The 16,763-nt window shown below is 72.8% G+C and carries 17 protein-coding genes; 9 read left to right on the forward strand and 8 right to left on the reverse strand.

Going from position 1 to position 16,763, the window contains the following annotated elements:
* Window positions 1–66: 66 nt before the first annotated feature.
* Genes ABZ406_RS24870 through ABZ406_RS24880 form a run of 3 tightly spaced genes read left to right on the forward strand, consistent with a single transcriptional unit; the run spans window position 67 to window position 4,737 of the window.
* Window positions 67–927, forward strand: coding sequence for a sulfurtransferase (locus tag ABZ406_RS24870; protein WP_357766100.1), 861 nt, complete (start codon window positions 67–69; stop codon window positions 925–927).
* 48 nt (window positions 928–975) lie between these two features.
* Window positions 976–2,157, forward strand: coding sequence for an acetoin utilization protein AcuC (locus ABZ406_RS24875; protein WP_357766102.1), 1,182 nt, complete (start codon window positions 976–978; stop codon window positions 2,155–2,157).
* A gap of 24 nt (window positions 2,158–2,181) precedes the next feature.
* Window positions 2,182–4,737, forward strand: a complete 2,556-nt coding sequence (locus ABZ406_RS24880; RefSeq protein WP_357766105.1) for a GNAT family N-acetyltransferase — start codon at window positions 2,182–2,184, stop codon at window positions 4,735–4,737.
* Window positions 4,738–4,747: 10 nt separating this feature from the next.
* Here the strand turns inward: ABZ406_RS24880 and ABZ406_RS24885 are convergent, their stop codons facing one another.
* Both ABZ406_RS24885 and sigB read right to left on the reverse strand, forming a co-directional pair.
* Window positions 4,748–5,155: a VOC family protein gene (locus ABZ406_RS24885; protein ID WP_357766108.1), complete on the reverse strand. Its 408-nt coding sequence runs from the start codon at window positions 5,153–5,155 to the stop codon at window positions 4,748–4,750.
* Between the two features lie 108 nt (window positions 5,156–5,263).
* Window positions 5,264–6,280: an RNA polymerase sigma factor SigB gene (gene sigB, locus ABZ406_RS24890; RefSeq protein ID WP_357766110.1), complete on the reverse strand. Its 1,017-nt coding sequence runs from the start codon at window positions 6,278–6,280 to the stop codon at window positions 5,264–5,266.
* Window positions 6,281–6,512: 232 nt separating this feature from the next.
* On the opposite strand from sigB, the gene ABZ406_RS24895 reads away from it, so the two are divergent.
* Window positions 6,513–7,301, forward strand: coding sequence for a sporulation protein (locus ABZ406_RS24895; RefSeq protein ID WP_357766152.1), 789 nt, complete (start codon window positions 6,513–6,515; stop codon window positions 7,299–7,301).
* A 117-nt stretch (window positions 7,302–7,418) separates the two neighbouring features.
* Here the strand turns inward: ABZ406_RS24895 and dtd are convergent, their stop codons facing one another.
* Window positions 7,419–7,841 (reverse strand): D-aminoacyl-tRNA deacylase, encoded by a 423-nt coding sequence (gene dtd, locus ABZ406_RS24900; RefSeq protein WP_357766113.1) that lies wholly within the window; start codon window positions 7,839–7,841, stop codon window positions 7,419–7,421.
* Complete coding sequence (locus ABZ406_RS24905) at window positions 7,841–9,325, reverse strand: methyltransferase (protein WP_357766116.1); 1,485 nt, start codon at window positions 9,323–9,325, stop codon at window positions 7,841–7,843. Before ABZ406_RS24905 ends, dtd begins: the two co-directional genes overlap by 1 nt.
* Before the next feature lie 95 nt (window positions 9,326–9,420).
* Between ABZ406_RS24905 and ABZ406_RS24910 the strand changes: the two genes are divergently transcribed.
* Entirely contained in the window at window positions 9,421–10,011 is a 591-nt protein-coding gene (locus ABZ406_RS24910; RefSeq protein WP_357766119.1) for an HhH-GPD-type base excision DNA repair protein, read from the forward strand.
* 54 nt (window positions 10,012–10,065) lie between these two features.
* Here ABZ406_RS24910 and ABZ406_RS24915 read toward each other — a convergent pair whose 3' ends face one another.
* Both ABZ406_RS24915 and ABZ406_RS24920 read right to left on the reverse strand, forming a co-directional pair.
* Complete coding sequence (locus ABZ406_RS24915; protein ID WP_357766121.1) at window positions 10,066–10,377, reverse strand: hypothetical protein; 312 nt, start codon at window positions 10,375–10,377, stop codon at window positions 10,066–10,068.
* A gap of 13 nt (window positions 10,378–10,390) precedes the next feature.
* A complete protein-coding gene (locus ABZ406_RS24920; RefSeq protein WP_074318059.1) occupies window positions 10,391–10,678 on the reverse strand; it encodes a hypothetical protein in 288 nt (95 codons plus the stop codon).
* A gap of 103 nt (window positions 10,679–10,781) precedes the next feature.
* On the opposite strand from ABZ406_RS24920, the gene ABZ406_RS24925 reads away from it, so the two are divergent.
* Window positions 10,782–11,141 (forward strand): DUF3099 domain-containing protein, encoded by a 360-nt coding sequence (locus ABZ406_RS24925; protein WP_357766125.1) that lies wholly within the window; start codon window positions 10,782–10,784, stop codon window positions 11,139–11,141.
* A gap of 118 nt (window positions 11,142–11,259) precedes the next feature.
* On the opposite strand, the gene ABZ406_RS24930 is transcribed toward ABZ406_RS24925, so the two are convergent.
* On the reverse strand, window positions 11,260–12,159 hold the full coding sequence (locus ABZ406_RS24930) for a PfkB family carbohydrate kinase (RefSeq protein ID WP_357766127.1): 900 nt from the start codon (window positions 12,157–12,159) through the stop codon (window positions 11,260–11,262).
* Entirely contained in the window at window positions 12,156–13,091 is a 936-nt protein-coding gene (locus ABZ406_RS24935) for a pseudouridine-5'-phosphate glycosidase (protein ID WP_357766130.1), read from the reverse strand. The genes ABZ406_RS24930 and ABZ406_RS24935 overlap by 4 nt, the downstream gene beginning before the upstream one ends.
* Window positions 13,092–13,179: 88 nt before the next feature.
* On the opposite strand from ABZ406_RS24935, the gene ABZ406_RS24940 reads away from it, so the two are divergent.
* From ABZ406_RS24940 to ABZ406_RS24950, 3 genes are all read left to right on the forward strand, one after another.
* Entirely contained in the window at window positions 13,180–13,398 is a 219-nt protein-coding gene (locus ABZ406_RS24940) for a DUF3039 domain-containing protein (RefSeq protein ID WP_088946800.1), read from the forward strand.
* 40 nt (window positions 13,399–13,438) lie between these two features.
* The gene (locus ABZ406_RS24945; protein WP_238683360.1) at window positions 13,439–14,101 is read left to right on the forward strand and encodes a trimeric intracellular cation channel family protein; all 663 of its coding nucleotides are present in this window, start codon (window positions 13,439–13,441) and stop codon (window positions 14,099–14,101) included.
* A gap of 190 nt (window positions 14,102–14,291) precedes the next feature.
* Complete coding sequence (locus ABZ406_RS24950) at window positions 14,292–16,025, forward strand: DEAD/DEAH box helicase (RefSeq protein ID WP_357766134.1); 1,734 nt, start codon at window positions 14,292–14,294, stop codon at window positions 16,023–16,025.
* The last annotated feature ends 738 nt before the right edge of the window (window positions 16,026–16,763 follow it).

A 16,763-nucleotide genomic window follows, 5' to 3' on the forward strand; every position in this document is an offset into this window, starting at 1 on the left:
CGGTGAACGACCGGCGAGCGCCGCCGAACCGCCTGCCGCCCACCCGAATGGTGTTTGATGGTCGCCATGTCCGGTACCCAGGAGCCGTTGGTCGAGGTCGATCGGCTCGTCGCCGAGCTCGACCAGGCCGATCCGCCCACCCTGCTCGACGTCCGTTGGCGGCTCGTCGGCCCTCCCGGGCGGGACGACTACCTCGCCGGCCATCTGCCCGGGGCGGTCTTCGTCGACCTGGACACCGCGCTCAGCGGGGCGCCGGGCGCCGACGGTCGGCACCCCCTTCCCGACCCGGCCGCGTTGCAGGCCGCGCTGCGGGCCGCCGGCGTCCACGCCGGTCACCAGGTGGTGGTGTACGACGGCGGCGACGGCATGGCCGCCGCGCGGGCCTGGTGGACCCTGCGGTGGGCGGGGCACCGCCCGGTGCGCCTGCTGCACGGCGGCTACCCGGCGTGGGTCGGTGCCGGCGGTCCCGTCTCCACCGACGTGCCCACCCCCGGCCCCGGTGATGTCGTGGTGCGCCCCGGTGATCTCCCGGTGCTCGACGCGGGGCAGGCCGCCGCACTGGCCGCCGCGGACGACGCCGTGCTGCTCGACGTCCGGGTGGCACCTCGGTACCGGGGTGAGGTCGAGCCGATCGACAGGGTCGCCGGGCACGTACCGGGGGCGGCGAACCTGCCCGCCGGGGAGTACGTCGGAGCGGACGGCCGCTTTCTGGCCGCCGATGTGATGAGCGAGCGGTTCGCCGCCGCCGGGGTGACCGAGGGACGGGCCGTCGGGGCGTACTGCGGCTCGGGTGTGACCGCCGCGCAGGCGGTGCTCGCGCTGCACCTGGCCGGCCGCACTGACGCCGCGCTCTACGTGGGATCGTGGAGCAACTGGGTGGCCGACCCGGCTCGGCCGGTCGCCTCCGGGTCGACACCCGGCCGCTGACCAGCGCGTGCGGTGGGCCGGCACCGGCCCTCGTGCGACGATGGGCTCATGTCCGACGACACTGTGGTGGTGTGGGACGAGTCGCTGCTCGCCTACGACATGGGTGACCATCCACTCGACCCGGTCCGGGTGGAGCTGACGATCGCGCTCGCCCGCGAGTTGGGCATCCTGGCCCGGCCGGGGGTGCGGGTGGTCAAGCCGGAACCCGCCGACGACGCCCTGCTCACCCGGGTGCACGCGCCCGCCTACCTCGCCGCGGTGCGCAACGCGCCGCGCGACCCGCTCTTCGCCGGGTACGGGCTGGGCACCTCCGACAACCCGATCTTCGAGGGGATGCACGAGTCCAGCGCCCTCATCGCCGGTGCGACGGTGGCCGCCGCCGAGGCGGTCTGGCGCGGCGACGCCCGACGGGCCGTGAACGTGGCCGGCGGGCTGCACCACGCGATGGCCGCCCGAGCCTCCGGCTTCTGTGTCTACAACGACCCCGCGGTGGCCATCGCCCGCCTGCTCGACCTGGGCGCCGAGCGGATCGCGTACGTGGACGTCGACGTGCACCACGGTGACGGGGTGCAGGACATCTTCTGGGACGACCCGCGGGTGCTCACTGTCAGCCTGCACGAGACCCCGTTGGCGCTCTTCCCGGGCACCGGCTTCCCGGACGAGACGGGTGGGCCGGGCGCGCAGGGCACCTCGGTCAACATGCCGTTGCCGCCGGGTGTCGACGACAGCGGCTGGCAGCGGGCGTTCCACGCGACAGTGCCGTCGGTGCTGCGCGCGTTCCGGCCGCAGGTGCTGGTCAGCCAGTGTGGCGCCGACGGGCACCGGCTGGACCCGCTCGCCGATCTGAACCTCAGTGTGGACGGGCAGCGGGCCACCTACCTGGCGTTGCGGGCGCTCGCCGACGAGTTGTGCGACGGCCGGTGGGTGGCCACCGGCGGCGGCGGGTACGCGCTCGTCGAGGTGGTGCCCCGGGCCTGGAGTCACCTGCTGGCCGTGGCCACCGGTGACCCCGTCGACCCGGCCACGCTCACCCCACCCGCCTGGCGGGACCTGGTCGCCTCCCGCCGGTTGGGCCGCGAGGTGCCGCTGCGGATGACCGACGACGTCGACCCGTCGTACGAGCCGTGGCAGCCGACCGGCGAGCCGAACGCGGTGGACCGGGCGATCGCGGCCACCCGCAAGACGGTGTTCCCGCTGCTCGGGCTCGACCCGCACGATCCACGGGACTGAGCCGGGCCGGGGGAGGGCGTTCCGGTGACGACAGTGGACCAGCCGGTCGACGTGCTGCTCAGTGACGGCAGCACCGTCCAGTTGCGACAGATCGACCCGACCGACGCGCCGGGCATCGTGGCGATGCACAGCCGGTTCTCCGAGCGCACCCGCTACCTGCGGTACTTCTCGCCGTACCCCCGCATCCCGGAACGGGACCTGATCCGTTTCGTGACCGTCGACCACCGCGACCGGGAGGCGTTCGTGGTGCTGGCCGCCGACCAGATCGTCGCGGTCGGCCGGTACGAGCGGCTCGGCCCGCAGGCTCCCGAGGCGGAGGTGGCCTTCGTGGTGGAGGACGCCCACCAGGGCCGGGGCATCGGTTCGGTGCTCATGGAACACCTCGCCGACGCGGCCCGCCGCAACGACATCATGAGCTTCGTCGCGGAGGTCCTGCCGGCCAACGGGACGATGCTGCGGGTCTTCGCCGACTTCGGCTACCAGGTTCAGCGCGAGTACGCCGACGGCGTGGTGCACCTGAGCTTCCCCATCGCGCCCACCGAGGCCAGCCTGGAGGTGCAGCGCGGTCGGGAGCACCGCACCGAGGCGCGTTCGATAGCCCGGCTGCTCGCCCCGCGCGGCATCGTCGTTTACGGCGCCAGCGCCACCGGCCAGGGCGTCGGCGCGGCGGTGCTCGGGCATCTGCGCGACGGCGGTTTCACCGGTGCGGTGGTGCCCGTGCATCCGAGCGCGTCGATGGTGGCGGGCCTGCCCGCGTACCCGTCGGCCGTGGACGCCAGAGCGCCGGTGGACCTGGCCGTGGTGGCGGTTCCGCCGGAGGCGGCGACCGCTGTGGTCGCCGACGCCGCCGCCGCGGGGGTGCACGGCCTGGTGGTCATCTCGGCCGGCTTCGCCGAGGCCGGCGGTGAGGGCGCGGCCACCCAGCGGGCGCTGGTCCGCGCGGCGCACGCGGCGGGCATGCGGGTCGTCGGCCCGAACTGTCTGGGGGTGGCCAACACCGACCCGGCGGTACGCCTCAACGCCACCCTCGCCCCGGCGCTGCCCCCGGCCGGTCGGGTCGGCATCTTCAGTCAGTCCGGTGCGTTCGGGGTGGCGCTCCTCGCCGAGGCGGACCGGCGAGGGCTCGGTCTGTCCAGCTTCGTCTCGGCCGGCAACCGGGCCGACGTCTCCGGCAACGACCTGCTGCAGTACTGGCAGGACGACCCCGGCACCGACGTGATCATGCTCTATCTGGAGACCTTCGGGAACCCGCGCAAGTTCGCCCGGCTGGCACAGCGGATCGGCCGGGCCAAACCGGTCGTCGCGCTCGCCTCGCCGGCCCGCCCGCCCGGGGTCGGTGACGCCGCCGGGCCGGACGAGGTGGCGGTGGCCGCGCTGTTCGCCCAGTCCGGGGTGATCCGGGTGGACACCGTGCCGGAGTTGCTCGACGTGGGGGTGCTGCTGGCCAACCAGCCGTTGCCGGCCGGTGGCCGGGTCGGTGTGGTCGGCAACTCCTCGGCCCTCACCGGGCTCGCCGCGACAGCCTGCGTCGGGCACGGCCTCAGCGTGGTCGACGGTTACCCGCGCGACGTCGGTCCGAGTGCCGGTGCCGCCGAGTTCGCCGCCGCGCTCGCCGAGACGGCCGCCGACGAACGGGTGGACGCGCTGGTGGTGGTCTTCGCCCCGCCGCTACCCGGCCAGTCGCCCGAGGTGGACGCCGACGTGACCGCCGCGCTGCCGGCCGCCCTCGCGCTGGGCAAGCCGACAGTGGCGACGTTCCTGGTCGGGCGGGTGCCGCCGGGCGTCCCGGCGTACGGGGGCGTGGAGGAGGCGGTTCGGGCGCTCGCCCGCGCGCACCGGTACGCCGAGTGGCTTCGCCGCCCGCCCGGCGTGGCGCCCGAGCTGCCCGGCCTCGATCGGGCCGCCGCGCAGGCCGCGCTCCGGTCCGACACCACCGACCCGGCGGCGTTGCTGGCCGCGTACGGCATCGACGTGGTGGCCTCGGTGCCCGTCGACTCGGTCGACGGGGCGGTCGAGGCGGCGGCGCGGCTGGGTTTCCCGGTGGCCCTCAAGGCGGCCGCCCCCGGGCTGCGGCACCGACTCGACCTCGGCGCGGTCCGGCTGGACCTGCCCGACGAGGCGACAGTCCGTCGCGCGTACGCCGACCTGGCGGCGGCCTTCGGCGCGGACGCCCTGGTCCAGCCGATGGTCCCGCCCGGGGTGGCCTGCGTGGTGGAGGTGGTGGAGGACCCGGCGTTCGGGCCGGTGGTCGGCTTCGGCCTCGGCGGGGTCGCCACCGAACTGCTCGGCGATCGGGCCTGGCGGGCGGTGCCGCTCACCGACCGGGACGCGGCCGAGCTGGTCGACGAGCCTCGGGCGGCACCGTTGCTGCGCGGGCACCGGGGGGCCGCGCCGGTCGACCGGGCGGCCCTGGCCGATCTGCTGCTGCGGGTGGGTCAGCTCGCCGACGAACAACCCCGGGTGCGGTCGCTGACCCTCAACCCGGTGCTCGCCCGCCCGGACGGCATCTCGGTCCTGCACGCCCAGGTAAGGGTGGGCGGCGCGGTCGCCCGCCCGGACACCGGCCCCCGCCGTCTGTGAGCGGGCCCGGTCAGGCCCGGCTGGAGATCTGCTGGACACCCCAGGTGTTGCCGTCCGGGTCGGCGAAGAAGACGAAGCCGACGTTGTCCAGCGGATCCGGCACCGGCCGGGGGTTCCGACCCAGGGTCTGGATCTCGCTGACCTCCACACCCCGCCCGACCAGCTCCTCGTGGGCCCGCTTGAGGTCGGGCACCACCAGTTGCAGGCCCTTGAGTGAGCCGGGTGGCATCTCCGGTACGACACCCTTGCCGATGACTATCGAACAGCCCGAGCCCGGCGGGGTCAGCTGGACGATGCGCGCGTCGTCGCTGATCACGGTGTCGTGGTCCACAGCGAAACCGAGCCGGTCGGCGTAGAACTCCTTCGCCCGGTCCACATCGGAGACCGGCACGATCACCACTTCCAACGTCCAGTTCATCGTTGCTCTCCTCGCGTCGCCGGTCCGCGCACCGGTGTCCCAGTCAACACCCCGGCAGCACGGAAGGCCCCAGCGAACCGCCGGGGCCTTCCGTGGGAACCAGGTGCGTCAGCAGGCGTACGCCTCCAGGCGCTGGGCCCGCTCCGGGGCGCGCAGCTTCAGCAGCGTCACCTTCTCGATCTGCCGGATCCGCTCCCGGGACAGGCCGAACTCCCGGCCGACCTCGTCCAGGGTGCGCTGGCGACCGTCGTCCAGGCCGAACCGGAGCCGGATGACCGCCTGCTCCCGCTGGGACAGGGTGGAGAGCACGATGCTCACCTCGTTGCGCAGCTCGCCCTGGGCGGCGGTGTCGCCCGCCGAGGTGCGCGGGTCCACCGAGGCCACGAAGTCGCCGAGCGCGCTCTCACCGTCGTCGCCGACGGCCTGGTCCAGACTCACCGGCTCCCGGTCGTAGGAGATCAGCTCGATGACCTGGATCTCGGGGATCTCCAGCGCGTGGGCCACCTCGGCCACAGTCGGTTCGCGGCCCAGCGTCACGGCCAGCTCGCGGCGGGCCCGGACCATCCGGTTGACCTGCTCGACCATGTGCACCGGGATGCGAATGGTGCGGGCCTGGTCGGCCATGGCGCGGGTGATGGCCTGACGGATCCACCAGGTGGCGTACGTGGAGAACTTGTAGCCCTTGGCGTAGTCGAACTTCTCCACGGCCCGGATCAGACCCAGGTTGCCCTCCTGGATCAGGTCGAGAAACGCCATGCCACGGCCGGTGTAGCGCTTGGCGATGCTGACCACCAGCCGCAGGTTCGCCTCCAACAGGTGGTCCTTGGCGGCCCGACCCTCCGCGACGATCAGCTTCAGGTCGGCCCGCAACTCGGCGGAGACCGGGGTGCAGGTGGCCAGCTTCTCGTCGGCGAACAGGCCGGCCTCGATGCGCCGGGCCAGGTCGACCTCCTGGGCGGCGGTCAGCAGCTTCGTCCGGCCGATACCGTTGAGGTAGGCCCGGACCAGGTCGGTGGAGATGCCGCGCTCGTCGGTGGCGTCGAGGTCGACGAGGGTCTCGGAGGCCCCGTCGGTGTCGGTCGTGGTGGCCGGGCGCGTCCGGTGTTCCGTCATCTGCAGGACCATCTCTGTCTCTCCCCGTTTCCACGTCGGTGCCGTGTGCCCGGCCCAGTGGTGCCGGTGTGACAACAGCTTGGCGGGCGGGGCGTAAAACGGGAGTGAGGCGATCGGGCACCCGACAGGAATCGCGTCGGATCGCCGGTGCGGTGTGTCGTCCCGGTGTGTGGTTGCCCGCCCCGGCTACGTTGCGGACGGCCGACCACCTCTGGTCGGCCGAGGACGACAGATGGAGGACGGTGTGGTCTTCAAGCGGCTCATGAAGGCGATGGGCGTCGGCGGCCCGTCGGTGGAGACGGTGCTGGCCAACCCGAACTGCCGCCCGGGCGGTCAGTTGGAGGGCCGCATCCAGGTGATGGGCGGCGACCACCAGGTCGACATCGACCACGTCACCCTCGGCCTGGTCACCAGGGTCGAGGTCGAGAGCGGCGACAACGACTACGACACCACCCAGGAGTTCCACCGCCAGCAGGTCACCGGCGCGTTCCGGCTGGAGCCGGGGCAGCGCTACGACCTGCCGTTCCGGTTCGCCGTGCCGTGGGAGACACCAGTCACCGAGCTGTACGGGCAGCACCTGCACGGCATGACGATGGGGCTGCGTACCGAGTTGGAGGTCGCCCGCGCTGTCGACAAGGGTGACCTGGACGCCGTGTCGGTGCACCCGTTGCCGGCGCAGGAGCGACTGCTGGACGCGTTGCTGCGGCTGGGTTTCCGGTTCGCCCGCGCCGACGTGGAGCGTGGTCACATCTACGGCGTACGCCAGACGTTGCCGTTCTACCAGGAGATCGAGTTCAGCCCGGCGCCGCAGTACGCCCGCTCGATCAACCAGTTGGAGGTCACCTTCATCGCCGACGCGCAGCAGATGCAGGTGGTGCTGGAGGTCGACAAGCGTGGCGGTGTCTTCACCGAGGGTCGGGACGCCTTCGGCCGGTTCACTGTCGACCACGCCACCGCCGACCGCACCGACTGGACCGCCGAACTCGACAACTGGCTCCGCCAGTCCCTGACCCGCCGAGGCCTCTTCTCCTAACCCAAACCCCCCACACCCCACCCCACCCCAACCCACCCCACCTGGCGCGGTGATCAAGGGGTTTGCGTCAGGTTGGGCTCGGATCCTGACGCAAACCCCTTGATCACCGCGGTGGGGTCAGAGGTCCAACAGGATGGTCTGGGGCCCTACGTTGATGCTCTCCACGAGCATGTGGGCGCGGAAGCGGCCGGTCTCCACAGTGGCTCCCCGTTGGCGCAGGGCGTCGACCACCGCCCTCACCAGGGGTTCGGCGACCTCGGCGGGGGCGGCGGCCGTCCAGCTCGGGCGGCGGCCCCTGCGGGCGTCGCCGTAGAGGGTGAACTGGCTGACCACCAGGATCGGCGCGCCGGTGTCGGCGGCGGACCGTTCACCGTCCAGGATGCGCACCTCGTGCACCTTGCGGGCCATCGTCCCGGCGGTCTCCGCGGTGTCGGTGTGGGTCACCCCGAGCAACACCAGCAGGCCGTTCCCGATGGCGCCGACCACCTCGCCGTCCACCGTCACGCTGGCCCGCCCGACGGTCTGCACCACCGCCCGCATCAGGCGCCCACCGGCTCGATGAAGCCGCGCTCCACCAGGTGCGCCACGATCGGACCGGCGGCCTCGGCCATCTCGTCCGGCTCCACGTCGTGCGCGGCGGCGAGCAGGGCGAGCTGGTCACGCAGCGGCAACCGGCCGTCGGCGCCACCGACCAGCGCCAGCACCAACGGGTCGATCTCCTCGGACCAACGCAGACCGTGCGGCATCGCCAGGACCTGCCGGTCCACCCCCCACCCCTCGTCGCCCATGGTGGCTTCCTGTCGCAGTTGGAGGCCCTCGGCGGCCCGGTAGCGCTCGGCGAGCAACGCCTCGGTGTCGCGTACCCGGAGAAAGTCCTGGCGGTCGAACCAGGCGGCGACCTGGTCGCCCAGCGGCTGCTGCGCCCGCTGGCGCAGATCCTCCACCCGGACCACCGGGTCGGCGTGCCCGCCGCGGCGCAGCGAGACGATGCCGAAGCCGATGCCCTCGACCTTGTGCGCGTCGAACCAGTCCAGCCAGGCGGCCATCCGCTGCGGGTCGGCGGTCTCGCCGACGTCGGTGAGCCACAGGTCGACGTACGCCATCGGGTCGGCCACCTCACGCTGGATCACCCAGGCGTCCAGGCCGGTCCCGGTGAACCAGCCGGCCACCCGCTCGTCCCACTCCTCACCGGCGACGTGCACCCAGTTCGCCAGGTACTGCATGGTGCCGCCCTCGGTGAGCAGGCCCGGGGCGGCGGCGGCCAGTTCGGCGCCGATCGCGTCGCCGACCCGGCCGGAGTCGCGGTACACGTGGGTGGTGGTGCCCGGGCCCACCACGAACGGCGGGTTGCTCACCACCAGGTCGAACCGGCGACCGGCCACCGGGGCTACCAGGTCACCGCGGAGCAGCTCCCAGTCCTGGCCGTTGAGGGCGGCGGTGGTCGCGGCGAAGCGCAACGCCCGCGCGGAGAGGTCGGTGGCCGTCACCGACCGGGCGTGGGTGGCCAGGTGCAGGGCCTGCACGCCGGAACCGGTGCCCAGGTCCAGCGCGGTGTCGACCGGCCGGCGCATGGTCGCGCCGATCAGGGTGTGGGTCGCCCCGCCGATGCCGAGGACGTGCTCGGCGTGCAACGGGCGACCCGGCCGGGCGCTGGCCGGCGCGTCGGCGAGCACCCACCAGTCGTCGCCGTACGGCTCCAGGTCGACGCCGGCGCGCAGGCCCTCGCCGTACCGCTCGACCAACCCGCCGGCCAGCGCCTCGTCCACGTTCAGCGGCGCCAGCGCTGCGGCCACCGCTGCCTCCGGCTCGGTCTGGTCGCAGATGAACACCCGGATCAGGGTGCTCAGCGGGTCGCCATCCCCGGTGGCGCGCAAAGCCGCCCGGTAGTCGTTACGGGAGACCGCCGCGGTCGCCTGAGCACCCAGCCGCTCGGCGATGCCGTGGCTGGTGAAACCGGTCCGGGTCAGCGCCGTCCGCAGGGCGTCGACACCGGCGGGGGAGAGCAGCATGTCGTGTTCGTCCACCCCGACATCCTGCCTCCCATTGGGTCAGGGGTCAGCGTCACCCGCCGGTAGACGTCGGAGCGTCGCTGCCCGCCCGGATCGGTACGGCAGGCAGGATGGTCCGCATGACGCTCGTACTGCCCATCGACCCGGAGGCCAACCGGCTGCTGGAGCGCAGCCCGCTGGCCCTGCTCATCGGCATGACCCTGGACCAGCAGGTGCCGATGGAGAAGGCGTTCTCGTCGCCGTACGTGCTCCAGCAGCGGCTCGGACATGAGCTGGACGCGGCGGAGTTGGCCGCGTACGACAGCGAGGCCCTGGTCGCGATCTTCGCCCAGCCGCCCGCGCTGCACCGGTTCCCGAAGGCGATGGCGGCCCGGGTGCAGGAGGTCTGCCAGGTGCTCGTGGAGCGGCACGACGGTGACGCGGCGCTGCTCTGGGCCGAGGTGGCCGACGGGCCGGAGCTGCTGCGCCGGGTTTCCGCGCTGCCCGGCTTCGGAAGGCAGAAGGCGCAGATCTTCGTGGCCCTGCTCGGCAAGCGGTTCGGGGTGACCCCGCAGGACTGGCGGAAGGCGGCCGGGGACTACGGCGACCCGGGCGCGTACCGATCGGTGGCGGACGTCACCGACGCCGATTCGCTGCGTCGGGTGCGGGAGTTCAAGCAGCAGATGAAGGCGGCGGCCAAGGCGAAGACCACCCGCGCCTGACCCACCGACGCGTCAAGGCCCGGTCCGGCGCTCTGCGCAGGCGGGGTGGTCTGCTCAGGCTGCGGTGGGGTGCGCCAGTGAGGCCAGGGCGCGCCGGACGTCGGCAAGTGAGACGGTAGTCGAGTCGTCCAGGTCGGCCAGGCCGGCCTCGATCCACTGGCGCATCAGCGTGGTGACCCCGATGCCCCGGGCGTCGGCAGCGGCGCGAACCCGCTCGTACGTGTCGAGTGGGAGCCGCACCGACCGGCTCACCATCGGCACGTCGGTGTCGGGGGTGGGCAGCTCCGCCGCCGGGCTCTCGTCGATCAGCTCGGCGATCCGGTCGCCGCCGCCGTGGAACTGCTTGGTCGCGTCGTTACGGTGCATCGTCACGGCCTCCTCATCGGCGCGATCTCCGCACGGCCTCGTCGTAGCGCTTGGACTCGACGTCGCTCAGCTCGCGGGCGGAGAGGATGTCCCAGTCGTTGTCGGTGCCATCGGCCTCGGCCAGCAGCACCGCCAGCCGGCGGCCCCGACGGGCGGCGGCGTAGACCACCATCACGTCGTCACCCAGATGCCGGATGACCCGTCGGGCGCTGTGCAGCGCCTCCCAGACTTCCCCGGGTGTGACGTCGTAGACCCTCAGGTTGGCCAACGCCTCGTCGGTGAAGCTGAACCTGCTGCCCACACCGCGCAGCGTACCACGCGCGTAACACGAGGTGGGATGAGTCGAAGTTCGCTGATCACGGGCCTGCGGTGACAGGATGAGGCGTAACCCCTCGAGGAGGTCCATGGTGAAGCGTCAGGCGTACCAGCCGATTCTGATCACCGACGCCTCGCGCAGCCAGGACGATCAGCTCAACAGCCGCCAGCGCCGTTATGTCCTGATGATGGGCATCCGGGTGCTGTGCATCATCGTCGGCGCGATCCTTGTCGGTGCGAACGCCCCACTACTCTGGCTCTGGCTGCCGCTGTGCGGCCTCGGCATGGTGCTGATCCCCTGGCTGGCCGTGCTGCTGGCCAACGACCGGCCGCCGAAGGAAGAGCACCGGCTGGCCAACCGGTTCCACCCCCGCCAGAAGGACGACACCCCGCCGATGAGCCTCACCGCCGAGGATCGTCCGCACAAGGTCATCGACGTCGAACCCTGACCCGCGAACGGGCCAGGGTCCGATCCGTCACTGCCGCGCCAGACCTGGCCGCCGCACGCCGGCCGTCATGCCGGTGACCCCCGCCTGGGCCATCGAGCCGGCCGCCGCGCTGGGGCCGTCATGCCTGTGGTCGTGCGCCGGCCGTCGAGACGGCCAGCGCGCCCAGGTCGGTGGCCCGGCTCAACGCCGCGGTCGGGGTGGCACCGGCGAGCCAGGCGGTGAGCAGACCGGCCGCGAAGGCGTCGCCGGCGCCCGTGACGTCCACCACCGCCACCCGCCGGGCCGGAGCCACACAGACCGGCGTGGTGCGGTCGACCCACACCGCGCCGGCCGCGCCGCGCTTCACCACGACCCGCCGAGCCGTCGCCGACAGCGCCCGTCCCTGCGCCGCCGGGTCCAGCCCACCAGCCAGCACCGTGGCCTCGTCCGCGTTGACCAGGAGCAGGTCGATGTCGCGTACCCAACTCAGGAACGCCGCCGCTCCCACCCGCCGCAGCGGCGCCGCGGAGGCCGCGTCGACGCTGATGGTCAGCCCGCGCTCGCGGGCGGCGGCCAACGCCCGCAGCCCCGCGCCGCGTGACTCGGCGTCCAGCAGGGTGTACGCGGACAGGTGCAGATGCCCGGCGTCGGGCGCCGCCGCGAGGGCCTGTTCGACGTGCGCCTCGCTCAGCCGCAGGTTCGCGCCCCGCTGGCTGACCATGGTGCGCTCGTCGTCGGCGGCCAACACGATGACGGTGCCGGTCCGTACGCCCTCGACCCGCTGGATCGCGCAGTCGACGCCCGCCCGGTCGAGTTCGGCCACCCGGTCCCGCCCGGCGTCGTCGTCACCGACGGCGCCGACGAGTGTGACGTCCACCCGCTGGGCGGCGACCCAGGCGGCGGTGTTGGCCGCCTGACCGCCGCCACCGAGACTGATCTCGGCCCCGGTGTCCGAGCCGGCCGCGAGCGGCCCGGACAGCACGGCGACCACGTCGGTGATCACGTCACCGACGACGACCATCCGGGTCGGTCGGGTCATGCCGGGACGGCGGTGCCGCGGGCCGCCGAGGCGACCGCGATCCGCGCGGCCAGGTCGGCGTTGCGCAGGATGATCCGCACGTTCACCGCCAGGCTCGCGCCCTCGGTGGCCGAGTGGAAGTGCGCGAGCAGGTACGGGGTGACGGCCTTGCCGGTGATCCCGTCCCGCTCCAGCAGGGCCAGGCCCTCGGTGAGCGTCCGGTCGTGCAGATCCGGGTCGAGCTGCTCGTCGACAGGCAGCGGGTTGGCGACGAGCAGCCCGCCGGTGTGCACGGCGTGCTCGTCCCGTGCGGCGAGCACGGCGGCGACCTGCTCCGGTGAGTCCACCGACCAGTCCAGGTCGAAGCCGGCGTCGGTGAGGTAGAAGCCGGGGAACCGTCGGGTGCGGTACCCGACGACAGCGACACCGAGGGTCTCCAGGCGCTCAAGCGTCGCGCCCACGTCGAGGATCGACTTGACCCCGGCGCAGACCACAGCGATCGGGGTCTGCGCCAGGGTGACCAGGTCCGCCGACTCGTCGAAGGTGTGCGCGGCCTCCCGGTGCACCCCACCCAGCCCGCCGGTCGCGAACACGCCGATGCCGGCGGCGGCGGCCACCGCGCTCGTCGCGGCCACTGTGGTTGCGCCGTCGGCGCCGGTGGCGGCCGCCACCGCGAGGTCGCGGGCGGAGAGTTTGGTCACTCCGTCGACGGTGGCCAGCCGGGTCAGCTGCGCGTCGTCCAGGCCGACCACCAGCTCGCCGGCGATCATGCCGATCGTCGCCGGAACAGCCCCGGCGTCCCGAACCGTCTGCTCGATCTCCCTGGCCACCCGCAGGTTGTCCGGGCGGGGCAGACCGTGCGAGACGATTGTGCTTTCCAGCGCGACGACGGGTCGGCCGTCGCGCAGGGCTACGGCAACGTCAGTGCCGTAGCTGATGCGAAAGTCAGTCACACGGGCACCGTACGGGGTGGGGCCACGGCCGGCCTCAAGTGGACCCGGCCGTGATGACCTGCCAAACTTGACGGTTGGAGGTGCAGACGTGAGCACAGAGGTTCTCGAGCGTCCGGAGCTGAAGGACGCCGACACCGGTCCCGAGATGTTCCATTACGTCCGCAAGGAGAAGATCGCGGAAAGTGCCGTCATGGGCACCTACGTCGTCGCTCTCTGCGGCGAGACGTTCCCGGTCACCAAGGCGGCCAAGCCCGGTTCGCCGGTCTGCCCCAAGTGCAAGGAGATCTACGACTCGTACCGTGAGTGAACCTCGGCCCAGGCTCGGGCCGGCGACGTAGCCTGCGGCGGTGACCACCTCCACCGCCCTGCTCCTCGCCGACCTGACCGGGGTGGCGGTGTTCGCCGCATCGGGCGCGTCGGCGGCGGTGGCCAAGCGACTGGACCTGTTCGGCGTCGCGTTCGTCGGCTTCGTGGCAGCCCTCGGTGGTGGGATCTTCCGGGACCTGGTCATCGACGAGGTGCCGCCGCTGGCCTTCGCCGACTGGCGGTACGTGGCCACCGCCGCGATCACCGCGCTCGCCGTCTTCTGGCTGCACCCGCAACTGGCCCGACTGCGCACCACGGTGCTGGTGCTGGACGCGGCCGGCCTCGCGCTGTTCACCGTCACCGGCACGCTCAAGGCGCTCGACGCCCGGGTGCCGGCGGTCGGCGCCTGCCTGATCGGCATGCTCACCGCTATCGGCGGCGGGCTCGGCCGGGACCTGCTCACCGCCGAGATCCCGGTCGTGCTGCGCCGGGAGATCTACGCGCTGGCCGCCCTTGCCGGTTCGATCCTCGTGGTCCTGCTGTACGTCACCGGGCAGACCGGTCCGGCACCGCTCACCGCCGCCGCCGTCCTGGTCTTCGGGCTGCGCCTGATCGCGCTGCGTCGACGCTGGTCCGCACCGGTGGCCACGCTGCGCCCGCCGCGCGCCGACGGGGCGGATCCACGCACCGACCGGGAGTGGTGAGACGCTCGGCCCGTTGTTCGGTCGGGTGCGCGATTGTGACCAGCGTGGCGTCGCCTGGGCCCGGCGGCCCGGGCTGGTTATGCTGAGTCGGCCTTCGCGGCAGCTTCTGCGCGGAGGCGTTTTCATGGGCGGCGGATCCTCGTGGCCCTCGCCCGGGGTCCGCCATCGTGCGGTCGGAGAGGAGCTTCGCGTGGCAGCCCGGACGCCTGTGCTCGAGACGTTCCCGGCGCTGCGCGCCTGGCAGCGCAAGGCCATGGTGGAGTACCTGCGCCGCCGTACCGAGGACTTCACAGCGGTCGCCACGCCCGGCGCCGGCAAGACCACCTTCGCCCTGCGGATCGCTGCCGAGCTGCTCGGTGACGGCACCGTGGAGGCGGTCACAGTGGTCGCGCCGACCGAGCACCTGAAGAACCAGTGGTCCGACGCGGCAGCCCGGGTGGGCATCCAACTCGACGCCGCGTTCCGCAACGCCGACCTGCACTCCGCGGCCGACTTCCACGGCGCGGTGGTCACCTACGCGCAGGTCGGGATGGCACCGCAGGTGCACCGCCGGCGCACCATGACCCGACGCACCCTGGTCATCCTCGACGAGATCCACCACGCCGGCGACTCCCGGTCCTGGGGCGACGGGGTGAAGAACGCCTTCGAACCCGCCGTACGCCGGCTGATGCTCACCGGCACACCGTTCCGCTCCGACGACAACCCGATCCCGTTCGTCAACTACGAGCGGGGCGGCGACGGGCTGCTGCGCTCCCGCGCCGACTCGGTGTACGGCTACTCCGACGCACTCCGTGACGGCGTGGTCCGGCCGGTGCTCTTCCTGGCCTACTCGGGGGAGACCCGCTGGCGGACCAACGCGGGGGAGGAACTCGCGGCCCGACTGGGCGAGCCGATGACCCAGGACCTGGTGGCGCAGGCCTGGCGTACCGCCCTGGACCCGGCCGGCGACTGGATGCCACAGGTGCTGCGGGCCGCCGACGCCCGACTCACAGTGCTCCGCAAGGCGGGCATGGCCGACGCCGGTGGCCTGATCATCGCCACCGACCAGCAGACCGCCCGCTCGTACGCCAAGCTGATCGAGCAGGTCACCGGCGAGAAGGCCGCCGTGGTGCTCTCCGACGACCAGGGCGCTTCCGCCCGCATCGCGACATTCGCGGCGTCCAACCAGCGCTGGCTGGTCGCGGTGCGAATGGTGTCCGAAGGGGTCGACATCCCGCGACTGGCGGTCGGGGTCTACGCCACCAGTGCCAGCACGCCGCTCTACTTCGCCCAGGCCATCGGCCGGTTCGTGCGGGCCCGCCGACCCGGGGAGACCGCGTCGGTCTTCCTGCCCAGCGTGCCCCACCTGCTCGGCCTGGCCAGCGAGATGGAGACCGAACGCGACCACGTCCTCGGCAAACCCAAGGAAGCCGACGGTCTCGACGACGACCTGCTGGAACGCGCGCAACGCGACGACAAGGCCAGCGGTGAGTTGGAGAAGCGGTTCGCCGCGCTCTCGGCCACCGCCGAACTGGACCAGGTGATCTTCGACGGAGCGTCGTTCGGCACCGCGGCCCAGGCCGGCACCCCGGAGGAGGAGGAATACCTCGGCCTGCCCGGCCTCCTCACCGCCGACCAGGTGTCGCTCCTGCTGACCAAACGGCAGGCCGCACAACTCGCCGCCCAACGCCGCCGCACCGCCGACGGGGCCGCTCAGCCGGCCGCTGCGGCCACAGCAGCGCCCCCCGCACCCATGAGCGCCGCCCAGCGTCGCGTGGCCCTCCGGCGCCAACTGAACGCCCTGGTCGCCTCCCGACACCACCGCACCGGCCAACCACACGGCAAGATCCATGCCGAACTGCGCCGACTTTGCGGCGGCCCGCCCAGCGCCCAGGCCACCATCGAGCAACTCGAGGAACGCATCGCCACGGTGCAGACCCTCTAGACCGCTCCTTCGCTGGACCTGCCCCGTCGCTCGCCCATTGAGGTGACCCCACCAAGGGGCCCCACCATCAGCCGCCGTCCTTGGGCACGGCTATCGGGCCCTGCCACCGGCCACCGCCTACTGGCCGCTGCCACCGGGCCCGCTTTCGGGCCCCGCCTTTGGGCGCTGCCTTTGGGCGCTGCCTTTGGGCGCTGCCATCGGCCCTGCCATCGGACCCCGCCTACTGGCCGCCGCCATCGGGCCCGCCACGCCCCGCTACTGGCCACCGCTACTGGCCACCGCTACTGGCCACCGCCACTGGCCACCGCCACTGGGCAGCGCGCTCGGTGCTCGTGTCACGGGCGTGATCGACTCGGTTTCCTGGAAAACGCGGTGTTCGAGCGAGGTGGAAGGCACGACTTCCGTGAACGCGAGTGGACCATGGTCGGCCTGAGGTTGGGCCGACGCTCGTCTGCCCGTGACGGCCCCGCAATGCCTTCGGTGCGACGTTCCGCCTTCAAGACCGCGCAATATCCGGGTTCAGTGGCATCGACGCGTGACCTTGGCTGGCGCAGGCGCCTCAAAGCCAGTTCTGGGCCAGTGGGGGCGGTGTGTGGCGTCAAGATCTGCGCGGCACCGGGAGATGGGGCTGTCCCCCTGCGTGTTGGATGCAGCAACAGCGGGAAAGTGCTCGGATCTTGGCGCGGGGCGCGGGGCGCGGGGCGCGGGGCGCGGGGCGCGGGGCGCGGGGCGCGGGGC

The sequence above is a fragment of the Micromonospora sp. NPDC005710 genome, assembly GCF_040630995.1.
Classification (GTDB): domain Bacteria; phylum Actinomycetota; class Actinomycetes; order Mycobacteriales; family Micromonosporaceae; genus Micromonospora.